The sequence below is a fragment of the Pseudomonas sp. FW305-96 genome (assembly GCF_058783825.1).
On sequence record NZ_JBYSYW010000023.1, the window covers coordinates 15,372 to 31,566 of the forward strand.

Annotated in this window: 17 protein-coding genes; 10 read left to right on the top strand and 7 right to left on the bottom strand. The window is 67.6% G+C overall.

Features of this window, described 5'->3' with window-relative positions; all coding sequences use genetic code 11:
* The first annotated feature begins 72 nt into the window (after positions 1 to 72).
* Complete coding sequence (locus tag AC3WL2_RS17310; protein ID WP_371918152.1) at positions 73 to 801, top strand: methyl-accepting chemotaxis protein; 729 nt, start codon at positions 73 to 75, stop codon at positions 799 to 801.
* A gap of 66 nt (positions 802 to 867) precedes the next feature.
* On the opposite strand, the gene AC3WL2_RS17315 is transcribed toward AC3WL2_RS17310, so the two are convergent.
* A complete protein-coding gene (locus AC3WL2_RS17315) occupies positions 868 to 1,644 on the bottom strand; it encodes an AraC family transcriptional regulator (RefSeq protein WP_102684820.1) in 777 nt (258 codons plus the stop codon).
* Positions 1,645 to 1,703: 59 nt separating this feature from the next.
* Positions 1,704 to 2,981: an acetyl-CoA C-acetyltransferase gene (locus AC3WL2_RS17320; RefSeq protein ID WP_102684819.1), complete on the bottom strand. Its 1,278-nt coding sequence runs from the start codon at positions 2,979 to 2,981 to the stop codon at positions 1,704 to 1,706.
* Positions 2,982 to 3,096: 115 nt separating this feature from the next.
* Here AC3WL2_RS17320 and AC3WL2_RS17325 point away from each other — a divergent pair, with 115 nt between their 5' ends.
* The 7 genes from AC3WL2_RS17325 (at position 3,097) to AC3WL2_RS17355 (ending at position 9,749) form a co-directional block, all read left to right on the top strand.
* Complete coding sequence (locus tag AC3WL2_RS17325) at positions 3,097 to 4,449, top strand: 3-oxoacyl-ACP reductase (RefSeq protein ID WP_102684818.1); 1,353 nt, start codon at positions 3,097 to 3,099, stop codon at positions 4,447 to 4,449.
* A gap of 2 nt (positions 4,450 to 4,451) precedes the next feature.
* Positions 4,452 to 5,303 carry a MaoC family dehydratase gene (locus AC3WL2_RS17330; protein WP_102684817.1) on the top strand — a complete coding sequence of 284 codons (852 nt, stop codon included), beginning with the start codon at positions 4,452 to 4,454 and terminating at the stop codon, positions 5,301 to 5,303.
* 56 nt (positions 5,304 to 5,359) lie between these two features.
* Positions 5,360 to 5,665 carry a MazG-like family protein gene (locus AC3WL2_RS17335; RefSeq protein ID WP_102684835.1) on the top strand — a complete coding sequence of 102 codons (306 nt, stop codon included), beginning with the start codon at positions 5,360 to 5,362 and terminating at the stop codon, positions 5,663 to 5,665.
* A complete protein-coding gene (locus tag AC3WL2_RS17340) occupies positions 5,662 to 6,411 on the top strand; it encodes a methyltransferase (RefSeq protein WP_102684816.1) in 750 nt (249 codons plus the stop codon). The genes AC3WL2_RS17335 and AC3WL2_RS17340 overlap by 4 nt, the downstream gene beginning before the upstream one ends.
* Positions 6,412 to 6,431: 20 nt before the next feature.
* Positions 6,432 to 7,064: a DUF4136 domain-containing protein gene (locus AC3WL2_RS17345; RefSeq protein WP_102684815.1), complete on the top strand. Its 633-nt coding sequence runs from the start codon at positions 6,432 to 6,434 to the stop codon at positions 7,062 to 7,064.
* A gap of 19 nt (positions 7,065 to 7,083) precedes the next feature.
* A complete protein-coding gene (locus tag AC3WL2_RS17350) occupies positions 7,084 to 7,644 on the top strand; it encodes a DUF4136 domain-containing protein (protein ID WP_023630953.1) in 561 nt (186 codons plus the stop codon).
* A 149-nt stretch (positions 7,645 to 7,793) separates the two neighbouring features.
* Complete coding sequence (locus AC3WL2_RS17355; protein WP_256582685.1) at positions 7,794 to 9,749, top strand: pilus assembly protein TadG-related protein; 1,956 nt, start codon at positions 7,794 to 7,796, stop codon at positions 9,747 to 9,749.
* Here the strand turns inward: AC3WL2_RS17355 and AC3WL2_RS17360 are convergent.
* Together AC3WL2_RS17360 and AC3WL2_RS17365 are read right to left on the bottom strand one after the other, a co-directional pair.
* Positions 9,734 to 12,370 (bottom strand): PAS domain-containing sensor histidine kinase, encoded by a 2,637-nt coding sequence (locus tag AC3WL2_RS17360; protein WP_173862465.1) that lies wholly within the window; start codon positions 12,368 to 12,370, stop codon positions 9,734 to 9,736. The two genes, AC3WL2_RS17355 and AC3WL2_RS17360, sit on opposite strands and share 16 nt — an antisense overlap.
* A complete protein-coding gene (locus AC3WL2_RS17365) occupies positions 12,367 to 12,810 on the bottom strand; it encodes a TadE family protein (RefSeq protein WP_023632045.1) in 444 nt (147 codons plus the stop codon). Before AC3WL2_RS17365 ends, AC3WL2_RS17360 begins: the two co-directional genes overlap by 4 nt.
* Before the next feature lie 75 nt (positions 12,811 to 12,885).
* Here AC3WL2_RS17365 and AC3WL2_RS17370 point away from each other — a divergent pair, with 75 nt between their 5' ends.
* Together AC3WL2_RS17370 and AC3WL2_RS17375 are read left to right on the top strand one after the other, a co-directional pair.
* Entirely contained in the window at positions 12,886 to 13,356 is a 471-nt protein-coding gene (locus tag AC3WL2_RS17370; RefSeq protein WP_038706832.1) for an A24 family peptidase, read from the top strand.
* A 113-nt stretch (positions 13,357 to 13,469) separates the two neighbouring features.
* The gene (locus AC3WL2_RS17375) at positions 13,470 to 14,252 is read left to right on the top strand and encodes a response regulator (protein WP_219730482.1); all 783 of its coding nucleotides are present in this window, start codon (positions 13,470 to 13,472) and stop codon (positions 14,250 to 14,252) included.
* A gap of 42 nt (positions 14,253 to 14,294) precedes the next feature.
* Here the strand turns inward: AC3WL2_RS17375 and AC3WL2_RS17380 are convergent, their stop codons facing one another.
* From AC3WL2_RS17380 to AC3WL2_RS17390, 3 genes are read right to left on the bottom strand one after another with little or no spacing between them, the layout of a single operon-like run.
* Entirely contained in the window at positions 14,295 to 14,555 is a 261-nt protein-coding gene (locus tag AC3WL2_RS17380; protein ID WP_038706834.1) for a DUF3613 domain-containing protein, read from the bottom strand.
* A 12-nt stretch (positions 14,556 to 14,567) separates the two neighbouring features.
* Positions 14,568 to 15,269, bottom strand: a complete 702-nt coding sequence (locus AC3WL2_RS17385) for a tetratricopeptide repeat protein (RefSeq protein ID WP_102684813.1) — start codon at positions 15,267 to 15,269, stop codon at positions 14,568 to 14,570.
* 37 nt (positions 15,270 to 15,306) lie between these two features.
* Positions 15,307 to 16,194, bottom strand: a complete 888-nt coding sequence (locus AC3WL2_RS17390; RefSeq protein WP_102684812.1) for a type II secretion system F family protein — start codon at positions 16,192 to 16,194, stop codon at positions 15,307 to 15,309.
* Position 16,195 lies beyond the last annotated feature (1 nt).

Consider the following 16,195-nt stretch of genomic DNA (forward strand, 5'->3'; position numbering starts at 1 on the left):
ACCTCCAACAGCTCGACCCGCGTCTCCGGCGACATGGCCGAAGCCGCCGGGCGCCAGCGCGAGGCGGTGGACATGGTTTCCACCGCCTTCCATGAGATGGTCGCCACCGCCAACGAAGTGGCCCGTTCCTGCAGCCAGGCCGCGCAATCGGCCGACAGTGGCCAGCAGCAGGCCCGCGAAGGGCAGCAGCAGATCGACGCGGCGGTACAGAGCGTCGATCGCCTGAGCCAGGAAATCGAGCAGTCGGCGCAGTCGATCCAGCAACTGGAACGCGACAGCAATGCCATCCAGTCGATCCTCGGCACCATCCGCTCGATTGCCGAGCAGACCAACCTGCTGGCGCTCAACGCCGCCATCGAGGCCGCCCGCGCTGGCGAGCAGGGCCGCGGCTTTGCCGTGGTCGCCGACGAAGTCCGCGCCCTGGCCAAGCGCACCGCCGACTCCACCGCCGAGATCGACGGCCTGCTGGGCAACCTAGCCAGCCGCACGGCCCAGGTGGCCGAACAAATGCACGCCAGCATCGAGGTGTCTCAGCAGTCGGTCAGCCGTATCGGCCTGGCCCGCGACAGCTTCGGCCAGATCCGCGAATCGGTGGATGTCATCCGCGACATGAACACCCAGATCGCCACCGCCGCCGAGGAGCAGCACCAGGTGGCCGAGGACATCAACCGCCACATCAGCCAGATCCATGGCGATGCCCAACTGGTGGCGGAACTGGCCCAGGCGGCGCGCCAGGACTCCGAGAGCCTGGCCGGGCTGTCCAACGAGCTGGATGCGCTGGTGCGCAGGTTCAGGACCTGAGTCGCCGTCGGTGGGCACGCGCGCGCTTGTAGATGCGCGGTTGCCCACCGACAGGCCTTGCACCGTCTACAAGCGAAGCTCCCCCGGCGTTGCCCCGAACAATTGCTTGAACGCGGCAATGTAGGCCGAGGTCGAGTCATAACCGCAACCCAGCGCCGCCTGGGTGACGCTCTCCCCCGCTTCCAGCAGCGCCAGCGACGTCAGCAGGCGCATGCGCTGGCGCCAGTTGCGAAAGCTCAGCCCCGTCTCGCGCTGGAACAGGCGCATCAGGGTCTTTTCCGACACCCCCAGTTGCACGGCCCACTGCTGCAAGGTCTGCACCTGGTCGGGCGCGGCGATCAGCCTGTTGCACAACGCCAGCAAACCCGGATGGCGCGGCAACGGCAGCGAGAAGCCCACCTGCGGCAGAGTGCGCAGTTGGTCCAGCAACACCGCCACCAGCCGTGCCTCGGCACTGTCGCCTTGCGGATAGGCCACCGCGAAGGTGCAGAACTGCTTGATCAGCTCGCGCGCCAGCGGCGTGACCTCCAGCACCCGGCATTCGCTGGGCGACCATGGGCAGGCATCGCTGCGCACATACAGGCTGCGCATCTCGGCCTGCATCGAGGTCACCACCTCGTGCTCGGTGCCGGCCGGGATCCACACGCCCCATTGCGGCGGGGCGAAGTAGCTGCCGTCGCTGGTGTACACGCCAAGCACCCCGCTGATGGCGTAGGAGAACTGCACCCAGTCATGGCGGTGGCGGGTGGTCCAGGAGCCAGCGCCGAGGCTCTCGGCACGGGCATAGAGCGGCCTGGGCAAGTGGTCCAGCGTGGGGATGGGGCGTGGGCCGATAGTCGACATGATGGGGCCTGGTGTCTCGGGACGGACAAGGGTATCAGCCATCGCAGTCAACGCCGAACCTATCGCTCGACGATCGCCGTCACCCCCTGTCCGCCCGCCGCGCAGATGGAGATCAGGCCGCGCCCCTTGCCCCGCTCGCTGAGCAGCTTGGCCATGTTCGCCAGAATCCGCCCGCCCGTCGCGGCGAACGGGTGCCCTGCAGCCAGCGAACTGCCCTTCACGTTCAACCTGGTACGGTCAATCGCACCGAGCGGCGCATCGAGCCCCAGCCGTGTACGGCAGTAGTCGGCATCTTCCCAGGCCTTGAGAGTGCACAGCACCTGGGCGGCAAAGGCTTCGTGGATTTCGTAGAAATCGAAGTCCTGCAAGGTCAGGCCGTTGCGTGCCAGCAGCCGTGGCACCGCGTACACCGGCGCCATCAGCAGGCCCTCCTGGCCATGGACGAAATCCACCGCCGCCGCCTCGCCGTCAACCAAGTAGGCCTGCACCTTGAGGCCATGTTCCTCAGCCCAGGCCTCGCTGCCGAGCAGCACCAGCGAAGCACCATCGGTCAGCGGCGTGGAGTTGCCCGGGGTGAGCGTGCCGAGGCCGCTGCGCTCGAACACCGGCTTGAGCTTGGCCAGCTGTTCCAGGGTGAGGTCGGCGCGCAGGTTGTTGTCGCGGGTCAGGCCCAGGTAAGGCGTGAGCAGGTCATCGTGCCATCCCTCGCGATAGGACGCCGCCAGGTGCTGATGGCTGAGCAGCGCCAGCGCATCCTGGTCACCACGCTCGATCTGCCAGGTCTGCGCCATGCGCTCGCAATGCTCGCCCATCGACAGCCCCGTGCGCGGCTCGCCGTTGCGCGGCAGCTCGGGTTTGAGCAGGCCCGGACGCAACTTGAGGAAAGGCTTGAGACGCTCGCCAAGGCTCTTGCCACGGTTGGCCTGCAGCAGGATCTGGCGCAGCCCTTCGCTCACCGCGATGGGGGCGTCCGAGGTAGTGTCGACGCCGCCGGCGATGCCACTGTCGATCTGCCCCAGGGCGATCTTGTTGGCCACCAGCAACGCCGCCTCCAGCCCGGTGCCGCAGGCCTGCTGGATATCGTAGGCCGGCGTCTGCGGCGACAAGCGCGAGCCGAGCACGCACTCGCGGGTCAGGTTCATGTCACGCGAGTGCTTGAGCACTGCCCCCGCCGCGACCTCGCCCAGGCGCAGCCCATGCAGGCGGTAACGCTCCACCAGGCCTTCGAGGGCGGCGGTGAGCATCGCCTGGTTGCTGGCCTTGGCGTAGGCGCCATTGGAGCGGGCGAAGGGAATCCGGTTGCCCCCCAGGATCGCGACCCGGCGAATTGACTGCATGCCTGTTCCTCCTGAAACAATTTGAGCCTTAAGACTAGGTTCTTTTCGGCTATTCGAACGACCCTGCCACAAAGTTGGTCCACACTTGCATGCTTGCCTTCAGGGAGAACCGTACATGAGCGACCGCTATCTGGGCTTTGCCAACTCCACCCTTGGCCGCAAACTCGTCGATGCCCTCGGCCTGCCGCGCCCGGTGCCGCTGGAGCGCTGGCAGGCCGGGCGCCTGCGCCCCATCGAGGGCGCGCTGGTGCTCGGTGGCGGCCCGCTGGCCAGCCAGGTCGCGGCAATCGCCCCACGCCTGACCGCCGATTGCTACGGCTTCGACGCCGAAGCGCTCGACGCCCCCGCCTGGGTCGCGGGCCTGGGGCCGAAAATCAAGGCCGTGGTGTTCGATGCCAGTCACTTGTCCGACAGCGATGCGCTCAAGCAGTTGCGCGAATTCTTCCAGCCCTTGCTGCGCAGCCTGGCCCCCAGTGCCCATGTGATGATCCTGGGGCGCGCCCCGGAAAGCCTGGACGATGCGCAAGCCAGTGTCGCCCAACGCGCCCTGGAGGGTTTCAGCCGTTCGCTGGCCAAGGAGTTGCGCAATGGCGCCACGGCAAACCTCTTGTATGTCGGTGACGGCGCCGAAGACCAGCTCGAAGGCGCGCTGCGCTTCTTCCTCTCGCCCAAGAGTGCGTTCGTTTCCGGGCAGGTCCTGCGCCTGTCGGCGTGCGCCACCCAGGTCGAAGACTGGACCCGCCCGCTGGCCGGCCGTCACGCCCTGGTCACCGGTGCCGCGCGCGGTATCGGCGCTGCCATCGCCGAAACCCTGGCCCGCGATGGCGCCGAAGTGACCTTGCTCGACGTGCCCCAGGCGCAGCGCGACCTCGACGCCCTCGCCGCGCGCCTGGGCGGCCGTGCCCTGGCCCTGGACATCTGCGCCGCCGATGCCGCCGCGCAGTTGCTCGAAGCCTTGCCGCAAGGCCTGGACATCGTGGTACACAACGCCGGCATCACCCGCGACAAGACCCTTGCCAACATGACCCCGGAATACTGGGACGCGGTGCTGGCCGTCAACCTCAAGGCCCCGCAGGTGCTGACCCAGGCGCTGTTCGAGGGAGGCAAGCTGCAGCGCGACGCCCGTATCACCCTGCTCGCCTCGGTCAGCGGCATCGCCGGCAACCGCGGCCAGTCCAACTACGCGGCCAGCAAGGCCGGGCTGATCGGTTTCGCCCAGGCCTGGGCACCGCGCCTGGCCGAACAAGGTGCCAGCATCAACGCGGTGGCGCCGGGCTTTATCGAGACGCACATGACCGCGGCCATGCCCATGGGCCTGCGCGAGGCCGGCCGGCGCCTGAGTTCACTCGGCCAGGGCGGCTTGCCGCAGGATGTCGCCGAGGCCATCGCCTGGCTCAGCCAGCCAGGTTCCGGCGCGGTCAACGGCCAGGCCCTGCGGGTCTGCGGCCAGGCCTTGATGGGAGCCTGACCATGACCCGACCTTGGCACGACCTGCACAACCCCGACTCACGCCTGAACCTCTACCTGCGCGCCCTGGGCAAACGCAAGATCCGTGGCAGCCAGCTACCGGAGACAGGCCTGCGCTGCTACCTGCGGGTCGATGGCGCCAACCTGGCGGCCTATCGCCGGCTCTGCCACTTCGCCGATGACGGCCGCCTGCCGGGCACCTACCCGCACGTCATGGCCTTCAGCCTGCAATTGCAGTTGCTTACCGGGGACGACTTCCCCTTCCCCCTGCTCGGGCTGGTGCACCTGCACAACAGCCTGCAGGTGCTGCGCCCACTGGGCGGCATCGATGGGTTGCGCTTCGCGGTGTACGCCGACAACCTGCAGCCCCACGAAAAGGGCGGCACCTTCGACCTGGTGACCGAGGCCGAGGACGGGCTCGGGCTGCTCTGGCGCGAGACCAGCCGCATGCTGGTGCGCGGCCTCAAGCTCGAGCAACAGGCCGCCAGCGCCACCGCGCAGGCACCCGCCGCACTGCCCGAGGCCACCCGCTGGTACGCCGACAGCGACATCGGCCGGCGCTATGCCAGGGTCTGCGGCGACTACAACCCGATCCACCTGAGCAGCCTCAGCGCACGTCTGTTCGGTTTCCCCAAGGCCATCGCCCATGGCATGTGGAGCAAGGCCATGGCGCTGGCGGCGCTGCAGGGACACCTGCCTAAAGCCGGATATGAATTCGCGGTGGACTTCCACAAGCCGGTGCGCCTGCCGTCGGAGGTAGTGCTGAGCGCCAGCGAGGCAGGAACGGCCGGCGAGCTGCGCCTGGATGGCCACGGCGGGCTGGTGCACATGGTTGGCAGCTGGCGCGCACGCTGATCGGGCTTGCTTTGCAAGGAACCTCGCCGGAAGCTATGCGCCACGAGGAGACCCCGATGAACCTGCAAGAACTGACCGAACGCCTGCACCGCATACGCGACACCAACGACTGGCGGGTTTTCCACAGCCCGAAGAACCTGGCCATGGCCGCCAGCGTCGAAATGGCCGAGCTGGTGGAGATCTTCCAGTGGCTGAGCGAAGACCAGTCCCGCCAGCTGCCTGCCGACCAGCTTGCCCACGCCGGCCAGGAAGTGGGCGATATCGTCCTCTACCTGCTGCTGCTGTGCAGCGAGCTTGGCCTGGACATGAACGAGGTGGTGCGGGCCAAACTCGCCGACAGCGAAAGGCGCTTCGCCAAATGAACGACCGTCATTTCGATGAACTGGCCAGCCGCTTCGCCGAGAAGATCTATGGCGGCGCCAAGGGGGCGATCCGCCTGGCGGTGCTCCAGGCCGACCTGGCCGAAACGTTGCCCGAGCGCCCGTTGCGGGTGCTCGACATCGGCGCCGGCCTGGGCCACATGGCCCTGTGGCTGGCCCAGCGTGGCCACCAACTGACTCTCGCCGAGCCCGCCGCGCCGATGCTCGACGGCGCCCGTGCGCGCTTCGCCGAGGCCGGCCAGCAGGCCACGTTCATCCAGGCGCCCTGGCAAGACCTGCTTGGCCAGCTCACCGAGCCCTACGACCTGGTGCTGTGCCACGCGGTGCTCGAATGGCTGGCCGAACCCGAAAGCATCCTGCCGGTGCTGCACCAGCTGACCGCGCCGGGCGGCTGGCTGTCGCTGGCCTTCTACAACCGCGACGCGCTGGTCTACCGCAACCTGCTCAAGGGGCATTTCCGCAAGCTGCGGCACAACCGCCTGGCCGGCGAGAAGCAGAGCCTGACGCCACAGAAACCACTTGATCCACGCGAGCTCAAGGCGCAACTTGATCCCATGTGGCAGGTCGAAAGCGAAAGCGGCGTGCGGGTGTTCCACGACTACATGCCCAAGGAGTTCCAGGCCAAGGCCGAGCTACTCGACCTGCTGGAGATGGAGCTGGCGCACCGGCGCCACCCCAGCTTCGCCGGCTTGGGTCGTTACCTGCACTGGATCTGCCGACCCCACTGACCCGCCCGCCAGGAGGATACATGCCGTACCGTCTGTTCTGCCTGGCCCTGCTCCCCCTTGCCCTGGCCGCCTGCCAGGGCAGCAACCCCTATGTCGCCAGCGGCAAGCCGCTGCCACCGGCACCGCCCCAGGCCGCCGGCACTTTCGATGCCAGCGCCTACCCCACGCCACCGCGCGACTATGGCCGTTACCGCAGCTGGAGCTGGCGCAACAGCCAGCCCCCCGGCGGCCTGGCGAACGCTACACCGGGCCAACTGGCCGACGCGGTGAGCAGCGCCCTCGACCAGCACGGCCTGCGCCCGGCCCACAATGCCCCTGCCGACCTGCTGGTCAGCGCCGACGTGCGCCTGGAGCGGCGCCTGCGCCAGGTGCGCGACTACGACTACGATCCCTATTACGGCCCCTACCCCTATGGCAGCGTCGGCTACGGCGGCTACCGCAATGGTTATGGCGCCTATGGCAGCGTGCCGATCGTGCGCACCTACCAGGTCGAGGTGATGGTTGTGCGCATCGACCTGTTCGATGCCCGCAACGGCCAGCCGGTGTGGAGCGCCAGCGCCGAAAGCGGCAGCGACAAAGGCTCGCCGCGTGAACGCGAAAGCGCCCTGCGCGAGTCGGTGAGCAAGGCGATGAGCGGCTATCCTCCCAGCTGACCCTTTACGGAGAACCATCATGTTGCGCCGTCTCGTACTTCTGTCCTTCGCCCTGCTGCTGGCGGCCTGTTCGAGTAACAACGTGCAGCAGGACTTCGATGCCAGCCGCGACTTCGCCGCCTACCGCAGTTGGGCCTGGCAGGAGCCGGCCCTGCAATACCGTCCGGACGATCCACGGATCAAGAGCGACCTGACCGAGCAGCGCATCCGCCAGGCGGTCGCCGGGCAGCTCGACCAGCGTGGCCTGCGCCCGGTCCAGGGCAGTGCCCGGGCCGATGTGAAGGTGCGCGCCTACCTGATCGTCGAAGATCGCCAACAGCAGATCACCACCAACTACGGCGGCGCCTGGGGGGGTTACTGGGGAGGCTACTGGGGCGGGCCGATGTACAACGAGACCCGCAGCGTCGACTACAAGGTGGCGACCATCCAGGTCGACCTGTTCGATGGCCGTGACGGCAAGCTGGTATGGCGTGGCAGCGCCGAACAGATCATGAACAACTACCCGCCCAGCCCGCAGGAGCGCAACGCGGCGATCCAGAAGACCGTGACCCAGGTACTGAGCAACTACCCGCCACATTGAGCCCCAGATCGCGGGGCAAACCCGCTGCCCCGCCCCCGCGATGCGCCGCTGGGGCGGGGCACTTCGATCAAGGCAACTTGCCATCACCTTGACTACACTCCTTGCACCGCCGCCGCGCTGCCGGGCCCCAGGCCGGCAAAGGAGTGCCCGTGGTTCCCCGTTCCGTTGTGCGCCAACGCGGCGCGATCGGCCTGATGGCCGCGCTGACCATGGGCCTGGCCCTGGTGTTCATGCTCCTGACCGTCGACAGCGGCCGCCTCTACCTCGAACAACGCAAGCTGCAACGCATCGCCGACATGGCCGCGCTGGAAGCCGCCGAGCATGACGGCGCCTGCACCGGCAGCGGCCCGCAGGCATCCACCCTGGCCCGCACCGCCGCCACCCGCAACGGCCATTCGCCGCTCAACCCGTTGATCGCCAGCTGTGGCTACCTGCGCACCGGCAATGACAACCTGCGCACCTTCACTGCCGACAACCAGCGCAACGAGGCGATCAAGGTCGAGGTCAGCAATGTGGTGGTCACCAGCTTCGCCGGTGGCATCTACGCGCTGGTGCAGGGCGGTGCCATCGCCCGCACCACTACCCTGCGCGCCAGCGCGGTGGCCGCCAACCCTGGGCCGCCCCAGGCAATGCTGAGCATTCGCAGCACACTGCTGCAGGTCAGTTCGATGCAGTCGGCCATTCTCAACGCGCTGTTGAAGGCCATCGGTGCCAGCACGCAACTCACCGTGCTGGGCTGGCAAGGCATCGCCGATACCCAGCTCAACCTGCTCGATTACCTCGACGCACTGTCTACCGAACTGGAGCTGAACCTGGGGGACTACCAGCAACTACTCGATTTCCAGACCACTGCCGAAAATCTGCTGAAAGTCGCCGTCAAGGTTCTGCAGCAAAGCGGCGCCGCCGTGGAGGTGACCGGCGATCTGCTCAAACTCGCCGCGGACCTGCAAGGGCCGATCACCCTGGGGCAGTTGCTCAACCTGCAGACCGGCACCGTCCAGGCTGGCCTGGACGCGAACGTGCAAGTGCTGCAGCTGGTCCAGGCGATGATTCAGCTGGCGGCGAATCGACAAGCCGTGAATGCCGAGATCCCTATCACCGCACTGGGTTTGATCAATGGCCGCGTGTACCTGAAGGTGATCCAGCCCCCGCAGAACTCCGCCGTGGGCGACCCGCGCAGCGATGAGTTGCGCGTCCATACCGCACAGATCCGCGCGCTGGTATCACTGGACCTGCCCCTGCTGACCGGCATCGCCGGGTTGCTCAATGCCGTGCTGGACCTGGCGGCGCCCTTGACCAACGTGCTCAACAACCTGCTCAGCCTGAACCTGCTGGGCACCGTGCAGTCGCTGACCTGCGCCCTGGGCATCCCGTGCAAGGTCAGCGACATCAAGCTACTGGACAGCCAGGTGCATATCGATATCGGCATCGAAGTGGCCGAAGGCACCAGCCGCCTGCGCCCGGCGCCACCCGACAACTACAGCTGCGCGCCCAAGAGCCTGACCACCCTCACCCAGCGCTCGGCGGCGAGGATCGCGATCGGCAAGTTCGACTCACCGGCCGACTTCCTCAGCAAGGGGCCTGACCTGGTGAAAGTGCAGGCCTTGCCGGTCATTGATATCGGCACCAATGTCTGCAGCCGCCTGCTAATCCTGCCGCCGTCCTGCGGCACACGCGTGCCCTATGCCGGCGGCGGCATCGGCCTGCGGGTGGACACCAAGCTGCTCGGCAGCGGCCCGACGGAAAAACCACTGGTCTTCGCCGACGATCATGCCCCGCGAAATATCGGCCAGGATCCGATGTTCCAGCCCATGGATAGCGACCAGGCCCAGGTGGTGGGCAGCCTGTCCGGCACACTTGCCGGTGTACATCTGGAAGCCTACAGGCCCACTGCCAACAGCGGCCTCGGCCAGGTGCTGGTGCTCACCGCCGGCCTGCTGGACGGGGTGAAGAACATCCTCGAGCCGATCATCAGGAACCTGCTCAGCCCCCTGCTCGATCCACTGGTGAACGGCTTGCTCAAGGTCCTGGGCATCGACCTGGCCAGCGCCGAGGTCGGCGCCAACCTCAGTTGCTCCAGCGGCCACGCTCAGCTGGTGCAGTGAACCGGCAGGTCGATGCAGAAGCACGCGCCCTCGGGCGAGTTGCTCACTGTCAGCTCGCCGCCCATCTGGCTGACGATGCCGTGGCTGACCGATAGCCCCAGGCCGGTGCCAACACCGGCCGGCTTGGTGGTGAAGAAGGGTTCGAAGATCCGCTCGTGCAGCCGCGCATCGATGCCGCCGGCATTGTCCTCCACCAGCAGCCACAGGCGCTCGCCATGCAGCGCCTGGCGCACGCGGATCCAGGGCTGCGCCACCTGCTGCTCCAGCAAGGCATCGCGGGCGTTGACCATCAGGTTGATCAGCACCTGCTCCAGCTGGTCCTGATGCCCGAGCACCTGTGGCATCACCTCGGGCGATTCGAGGTGCAGCGCCACGCCCTTGCCGCGCAAGCCCTCCTCGAGCAACCCCCGGGCACCCTGCACCGCGCCCCATGCGGCGAAGCGCTCGCACTCGACCGTCGAACGCCGGCCATACACGCGCATGTGCTCGACCAGCCGGGCAGCGCGCGCTACCTGCGCCTCGATACGGCGCAACTTGTCCTCCAGGTAGGCCGGATCGGCGGCGCCGTTCTCCAAGCGCTTGAGCGCATTGACCACCGCCATGCGCATCACGTTGAGCGGTTGATTGATCTCGTGCAACAGGCCGGTGGCCAACTCGCCGAGGGTGGCCATCTTGGCACCCTGCAACAGCTGCTGCTGGCTGCGCCGCACCTCGGTGTTGTCGCGGCCCACGGCCTGCACCTCGAGCAGGCGGCCTTCGCCGTCGAACAGGCCGCGGTCGGCCCAGACCCACCAGGCATGCTCACGGCCAGGCAACTGCAGGCAGATCTCCGCGCTGCTCACCGGTTGCTCGGGCGTCAGTGCCCGCAGGCGCTGGAGAAATGCATCACGCTGGTCGGCGGACAACCATTGGCCCAGGTCGGCACCCTGCAACTGCTCGGGCGTGCAACCCAAGTAATCGGCCAACGGCCGGTTGCCGAACAGCACGGTGAGGTCCGGGCGATAGCGGCAGATCATCGCCGGCGAGTCCTCCACCAGCACCCGATAGCGTTCCTCGCTCTGGCGCATGCGCTCGGCGGCCTCGGTGGCTTCGCTGATGTCCAGCCACAGGCCGACCACTTCCAGCGGCTGGCCGAGGTCGTCACGCAGCAGTCGGGCCTCATCGAGCATCCAGTGGTAACCACCGAGGTGGTCACGCAGGCGATAGCGGCAACGCACCAGGCCATCGCGCAGCAGGCTGCGGGTGCGCTCCAGCCACAGCGACCGGTCATCGGGGTGCACCGCCAGGCCCGGCTGGCGGGCGAGTTCGCCGTCGGCCTCCCAGCCCAGCAACGGCGCCAGGCTGGCACTGTAGAAATCGCCGTGCAGCGCGCCCTCGGCATAGCGTTGCACGTAGATCACCGCGGGTGAGCGGGCAATCAGGTTCTCCAGCCGCGCCCGGGCCGCGCCGGCCTGCTGCTCCTGGGCCTTGAGGGCGCTGATATCGAGCAGGAAACCGCGCAGTTGGCCGCCCCGGCCTTGACCGGCCCAATGGAACCAGCGCGGCGCCGCGAGCGGGTCACGGTCCAGCAGACGCACGCCCAGGCTCAACGCCTGCCCGGCACGGGCCTGGTCCAGGGCCAGCTGCGCCGGCTCGCGGTCGGCCGGGTGCAGGCGGGCAAGCCACTGGTCCAGCCCGACCCGGCCGTCGAGATCGAAGGTCGTGGCCAGGGCCGGGTCCAGTTGCAGGTCGCCATGCGCCGGCCACTCCCACCACCCCGCGCCCAACTGCTGCTGCAAGTCGTCAAGGTGATGGGCCTGGTGCTGCAGTTGCTGGCGGCGATGCCGTACCAGCAGCGGCTCGGTCAAGCTGCGCACCAGGGCCATGGCCATGTCGACCGCAGGCACCTGGTGCGCCCCGGCGCACAACATCCAGGCCTCGGCCTCCAGCCCTTGCCGATAGGGCACCAGGAACAGCGAGGCACCTCCGCACAGGGCGAGCAGTTCAGGGTCGTCGCGCACCTCGATCAGGGTCTGGGCCGGCCACTGGTCCAGTCTGTCCCGCAACCGACGGTCATCGGGCCAGGGCCAGGCATCGTCGCTACTGGCGAAGTGGCGCCAGCCGCCCGGTTCGCGCAGCACCAGGCGCAGCGCGGCCGCCTGCCAGTGCTCGGCGAGGCTGCGCAACTGCTCGCGCACCGTCTGCGCCAGGCGCTCGGCACCGCATTCGCGCAGGGCATGGCCGATCTCCCCGAGCAGCGGCCGCTGGCGATCCCAGCGCTGTTCGCGGAGCAGGTCGCCGATATCGAACAGTTGCAGCATCCAGCCCTGCTCGTGGCGTTGCAGCCAGCCACGGGTATGCAGGGCGTGGCCCATGACCGTATGGAAATCCAGGTCAAGTGGCTGCCCCTGCCAGTCGGCGGGGTGGCCTTCGAGCACCAGCCAGCTGTGTCGCTCAAGGTAGTCGTGCACCCGCGCGCCAGCCTGGCCGGGCAATGCCAGCAGGCTGCGCAGCGGGCCGGCCAGGCGCAGCACCCGCGCCTGGTCGTCGAGCCACAGTTGCAGGCCCACGGCGGGTGTCGCCTCGGGCACCTGGGCGGGGGTCGGCGCGGCGAACCAGCGGTCGAACAAGCCACCACTCACAGTTGCAGGCTCGCCTGGGCCTGCAACCGCGCGGGCAGCTTGGGCACGTCACCGATCACGGGCAGCAACAACGTCGGCAAGACGCGATTGAGGCGTTCGCGGGGATAGTCGATCACCACCGTCAGCACCTTGTCCGTGCCCACGGTAACCCGGGTATCGGTATTCACATTGAAGCCCAGCGCATTGGGCATCCACGCCAGTTGCTGGCCGATCACCTGGCGAGCCAGCCCCTGCACGTCCAGCTCGTAGGTCTGGCTGCTCGGGTCCACGGCCACGCAACGGCGCACCGCTTCGCTGCTGGCCTGGTTGAACGACTGCAGCATGAGCATCGGCAAGGCGTAGCTGACCAGGCCGTAGAACACCGCGAAAAACACCATGAATACCGCGACAAACTCGATGGCAGCCGCGCCTTTTTGTTGTCCCGCCGGGCCTGCTTTCATGTTCGCGTCTACCCTGACTGTGAGACCTGTCTGAAAGCATAGAACCGTTCAACGAATAGGGATGGCATTTTGCCAATGCAAAGCATTGTTCTCCTGCTGTGGCTTGCCTTGTGCACCGAACAAGATGTCCGTGAACGACAAATATCCAACGCCCTGACCCTGGGCGTCGCGGCGTGCGCCCTGGCCTGGCTGTTCGCCACCGGACGCAGCTGGATCGGTGCCGACGCCAGCGAGGCCGGCTGGGGCTTGGCCATCGTCATGCTGCTCACCCTGCCCGGCTACATGCTCGGCCGCTTCGGCGCCGGCGACGTGAAACTGATGGGCGCCCTGGCCCTGGCCACCAGCCCGCAGTACGTGCTCGGCACCTTCATCGGCGCCGGGGTCACCGTCCTGGCCTGGATGTTCGGCCGCCGGCGCCTGTGGACCCTGCTCAACCCCAAGGTGAAGAAGCGCCTGCAGGCGCTGGCCGAACAGGTCGGCGACAAGCAGCCCTTTGCCCCCTACGTGCTCGCTGGCTTCCTTCTGACAGCGGTATGGATCCAATAAGCGACCGAAGGGTCGGATTATGGAGTAGGACCGATGTACATAACGGCAAAGTGCGACTACTTTTCTAACTGCCAGAGCGTCTGGCCCGGGAGCAGGGCCGATACAACAGGGAGTTGATCGTGAACAAACCCGTCAGTGAGGTGAAAGTGCTGGTGGTCGACGACCAGCCAGTGATCGTCGAAGAGTTGTGCGAATTCCTCGAAAGCGAGGGCTACCGTTGTGTCCCCGCCCACTCCACCGGCCAGGGCATCGACTGCTTCAAGGCGGACGAGACCATCGGCCTGATCCTGTGTGACCTGCACATGCCCGAACGCGATGGCATCGAACTGGTGCGCACGTTGAAGCAGATCGCCGGGCCGCAGCGCATGTTCGAGGCGATCATGTTGACCGGCCGCGCCGACAAGCAGGACGTGATCCGCGCCCTGCGCGAGGGCTTCGCCGACTACTACCAGAAACCCATGGACCTGGACGAGTTGCTCGAAGGCGTGCGGCGCCAGGAGACCGCGCTGCTGGAGCGGCGCCGCAACTTCCGCGAACTGGGCAGCCTCAACCAGCGTTTGCAGGAGCTGGCCGAGTCCATCGACGACCTTTACCAGGACCTGGAAAAAGCCCGGGGCCAGGGCGCCCATCGGCGCGCCAGCGATACCGAGGAAGGCGAGCCGGAGCTGCCGGCGGCGTTCGAGAAACTTTCGCCGCGGCAACTGGAAGTCGCCCGGCTGGTGAGCAAGGGCAAGACCAACTACCAGATCGCCTGCGAACTGGGCATCACCGAGAACACGGTGAAGCTGTACGTGTCCCAGGTGCTGCGCCTGACCCACATGCACAACCGCACGCAACTGGCGCTGGCGCTGACCCCACGCTCTTCGCCAGTGCATCAGCGCTTTACCACCCATTGAATGCCTTGATTCTGATCGCGGGGCCAGGCCGCGATCAGGCGCTCAATTGTTCGACGAACTGATCTTGGTCCAGCGGTAGAAATCCGGGATCGGATACTTGTAGCTGTCCAGCCAGCGCTGCATGGCCTGGTCGCGTTCCTTGTCGGTCTGCACCTGGCGCACGCTGGAGGCCTGGCGGTTGCTCGCCTGCACCTGCAACAGGGCTTCGGTGGCGGTCTGCGGGCGCGGCTGGCGCGGCGGGTCCTCGGCCAGCGCCGACAGTGGCGCGGCCAGGCAGGCGAGGACGATCCAGGGCTTGAACATGTTCACCTCCGCTCAGTTGATGGCCGCGGCCGGGGATTCGGTGGCGGCCAGCGGGCCACGCCCGTTGGCAAGAATGCGCTGCGCCCGGGCCTGGGCCTCGGCGAACTGCTCGGGTTTCAGGTGCAGGCGATTGACCAGGTCCTCCGCCTGGCGCCAGTTGTCCTGCACCAGCGACAGGGTCACCAGGTTGATGGCCGGCAGCGGGTTGTCGTCCTTGAGCTCGATGGCGGTGAGAAATTCGAAACGCGCCTGTTGGTGATTGCCCAGGTTCATCTGCACCACACCCAGGTCGTTGCGCACCTTCTCGTCGGTGGGCGCCAGCCGCGCCGCCCGTTGCAGGTTGCGCAGGGCCTGGGCGTCGTCACCACGGGCCGAGGCCAGTTGCCCCAGGCCGTGCTCGCCTTCGGCGGCCAGGCAACCGCCGAGCAGGCTGCGGTAGAGCGGTTCGGCCTCGGCGCGCCCGAGCAGGCGCAGCACCTTGGCCTTGCGCAGGCGCACCTGGTCGAGCTGGTCGGGCAACTGCTCCAGGTGGGCCAGCCCGGCGTGCGGTCGGCCTTCGCTGATCATCTGGTCGGCCATGTCCAGGCTCAATTGCTGGTCGGCGTCGGGCTTGCCACAGGTGCCGCCGCCGAGCAGGCGCGCCAGGCCTTCGGGGGGCTGCCCGGCGCAGCCGCTGAGCAGTAGCAGGCTGATGAACGTCAGGATGGCTTTCATTGTGCGTCTCCCCTATCAATGCCCGAATGTTCGATGCTTATGAACCCAAGGCCCGCGCCAGGGCGGAAAACCCTGGCCCGGCCAGAACGATGAGCAGGGCCGGGAACAGGAACAGCATCATCACCGCCGACATCTTCGCCGACATCTTCGACACCCGCTCCTGCAGGCCGGTCAGGCGCCGGTCATCAAGCAGTTCCTTGAGCGCCAGCAACGACTTCATCGAGCCACTGCCCTGCACCAGCAGTTGCTGGAGGATGACGCAGGTGTCGATGAACTCGTCCACCGCCAGCAGGCGCGCGGTCTTTTCCAGCTCCGGGCCCAGGGCCAGGCCGGAATCGACCCGCTGCAACACCAGGCGCAACTCGTCGCTGATGTTCGGCACCAGGCTACGGCCTTCCTGGGCCAGCACGCGCAGGGCCTGCTCCACCGCCAGCCCGGTTTCGAAGAGGATGCGCAGCAACGGAATCAGCAGGCTCACCTCCTCGGCGATGCGCCGCTGACGCCGGGCCGCCGCCACGACCAGCAGGCGCTTGGGCAACAGGTAGCCCGCGCCCAGCGCACAGAGCACCAGCACGCCCCAGTGCCCGCGGTTTTCCCCGGGCAGGCCATGGACCAACAGCAGCGCCACGCCCACCGCCAGCAACGGCAAGCCCAACTGCACGGCGGCGAACAGTGCGCGTTGCCGGCTGCGCCGCCAGCCCAGGCGGTCAAGCAGCGCCTGGGTCTCGCCGTCCAGCCGTTGCAGGCGCCGCCCCCAGGGGCTGCTGCCCAGCCACTGCAACCAGTCGCCCAGGCGCTCGTCACGGTCCAGCCGCCCCTGCAGGCGCCGCGCCACGCGCTGGCGAGCGCGCCACTGGCCGATGGCCTGCGCGGCCAGCAGGGCGAACGCGGCGAACAGGCACAGGGCGCTGAGCATCAAGGCCATG

What these genes read in the sequence shown, in the direction of transcription:
- AC3WL2_RS17310 (WP_371918152.1), top strand. Translation starts at nt 73, where the DNA reads ATGGTTTCCACCGCCTTCCATGAGATGGTCGCCACCGCCAACGAAGTG.
- AC3WL2_RS17315 (WP_102684820.1), bottom strand. Translation starts at nt 1,644, where the DNA reads ATGTCGACTATCGGCCCACGCCCCATCCCCACGCTGGACCACTTGCCC.
- AC3WL2_RS17320 (WP_102684819.1), bottom strand. Translation starts at nt 2,981, where the DNA reads ATGCAGTCAATTCGCCGGGTCGCGATCCTGGGGGGCAACCGGATTCCC.
- AC3WL2_RS17325 (WP_102684818.1), top strand. Translation starts at nt 3,097, where the DNA reads ATGAGCGACCGCTATCTGGGCTTTGCCAACTCCACCCTTGGCCGCAAA.
- AC3WL2_RS17330 (WP_102684817.1), top strand. Translation starts at nt 4,452, where the DNA reads ATGACCCGACCTTGGCACGACCTGCACAACCCCGACTCACGCCTGAAC.
- AC3WL2_RS17335 (WP_102684835.1), top strand. Translation starts at nt 5,360, where the DNA reads ATGAACCTGCAAGAACTGACCGAACGCCTGCACCGCATACGCGACACC.
- AC3WL2_RS17340 (WP_102684816.1), top strand. Translation starts at nt 5,662, where the DNA reads ATGAACGACCGTCATTTCGATGAACTGGCCAGCCGCTTCGCCGAGAAG.
- AC3WL2_RS17345 (WP_102684815.1), top strand. Translation starts at nt 6,432, where the DNA reads ATGCCGTACCGTCTGTTCTGCCTGGCCCTGCTCCCCCTTGCCCTGGCC.
- AC3WL2_RS17350 (WP_023630953.1), top strand. Translation starts at nt 7,084, where the DNA reads ATGTTGCGCCGTCTCGTACTTCTGTCCTTCGCCCTGCTGCTGGCGGCC.
- AC3WL2_RS17365 (WP_023632045.1), bottom strand. Translation starts at nt 12,810, where the DNA reads ATGAAAGCAGGCCCGGCGGGACAACAAAAAGGCGCGGCTGCCATCGAG.
- AC3WL2_RS17370 (WP_038706832.1), top strand. Translation starts at nt 12,886, where the DNA reads ATGCAAAGCATTGTTCTCCTGCTGTGGCTTGCCTTGTGCACCGAACAA.
- AC3WL2_RS17380 (WP_038706834.1), bottom strand. Translation starts at nt 14,555, where the DNA reads ATGTTCAAGCCCTGGATCGTCCTCGCCTGCCTGGCCGCGCCACTGTCG.
- AC3WL2_RS17385 (WP_102684813.1), bottom strand. Translation starts at nt 15,269, where the DNA reads ATGAAAGCCATCCTGACGTTCATCAGCCTGCTACTGCTCAGCGGCTGC.
- AC3WL2_RS17390 (WP_102684812.1), bottom strand. Translation starts at nt 16,194, where the DNA reads ATGGCCTTGATGCTCAGCGCCCTGTGCCTGTTCGCCGCGTTCGCCCTG.